The organism is Streptomyces sp. ActVer (genome assembly GCF_027270795.1).
GTDB lineage: Bacteria > Actinomycetota > Actinomycetes > Streptomycetales > Streptomycetaceae > Streptomyces > Streptomyces umbrinus_A.
This window is the reverse complement of record NZ_JAPWHT010000962.1, coordinates 1-913: the sequence shown is the minus strand read 5'-3', so window position 1 is coordinate 913 and position 913 is coordinate 1. Positions and strand designations below refer to the sequence as shown.

2 protein-coding genes are annotated in these 913 nt (G+C 75.4%); both read left to right on the top strand.

The features are described from left to right. Window positions 1–404 (top strand): ATP-binding cassette domain-containing protein (locus O3Q52_RS53620; RefSeq protein ID WP_269655615.1); only part of this gene is annotated, 404 nt, incomplete at its 5' end. Window positions 405–457: 53 nt separating this feature from the next. Continuing rightward, window positions 458–913, top strand: a 456-nt coding sequence (locus O3Q52_RS53615) for an ROK family protein (protein ID WP_269655616.1), incomplete at its 3' end; no start/stop codon positions are given.

Sequence of the window (913 nt, the reverse complement as noted above, 5' to 3'; positions counted from 1 at the left end):
CGATCTTGTCCGGGGGCCAGCGGCAGCGGGTGAGTCTCGCCCGGGCGCTGGTCCTCGACCCCCGGCTGCTGGTCGCCGACGAGCCGACCAGCGCGCTCGACGTCAGCGTGCAGCAGACCGTCCTCGACGTGATCGCCGAGCTCCAGGACGAGCTCGGCTTCGCCTGCCTCTTCGTCTCCCACGACCTCGCGGTCGTCCAGCAGTTCGCACGGCGCGTCGTCGTCATGCGGGCGGGCCGGGTCGAGGAGGAGGGCGCCACCGCGACCACCCTCACCCGTCCGGAGACGGACTACACCCGCCGGCTCATCGCCGCCGTGCCCGTACCCGACCCGGTGCTCCAACGTGTGCGCCGTACCGAACGACAGGCCGCGCTCGCCGCCGCCGGAACGGAGGGCGGGGCGTGACCGCACCCCAGCCGCGTCCACCCCAGCCGCACCCGCCCGCCACCGCCCCCGAGGTGTTCGCCGGTGTCGACATCGGCGGCACGACCACGCAGGTCGTGCTCTGCACACCCGAACTCGACGTCGTGGACAGCCACGAGGTGCCCACCCCGGCCGCGGAGGGCGGCACGGCGATGGTCGGCGCCGCGCTCGACGCCCTGGGCCTGCTCCTGGCGCGCGTACCGGCCCGGCTGCGCGCCGTCGGGGTGGGCGCGGCGGGTCTGGTCGACGCCCGCGCCGGGCGCGTCCTCGTGGCCAGCGACTCCTTCCACGCCTGGGCCGGCTTCGAGGTGACGGCGACCATGGAGGCCGCACTCGGCGTTCCGGTCTTCCTGGACAACGACGTCAACGCGTTCCTGCGCGGCGAGGTGGCCCGGGGTGCCGTCGCGGGCGAGCGGCACGTCCTCGGCATGACGCTCGGTACCGGGGTCGGCGGCGCGCTGTGGCTGGACGGAGCGCTGTACGAGGGGCCG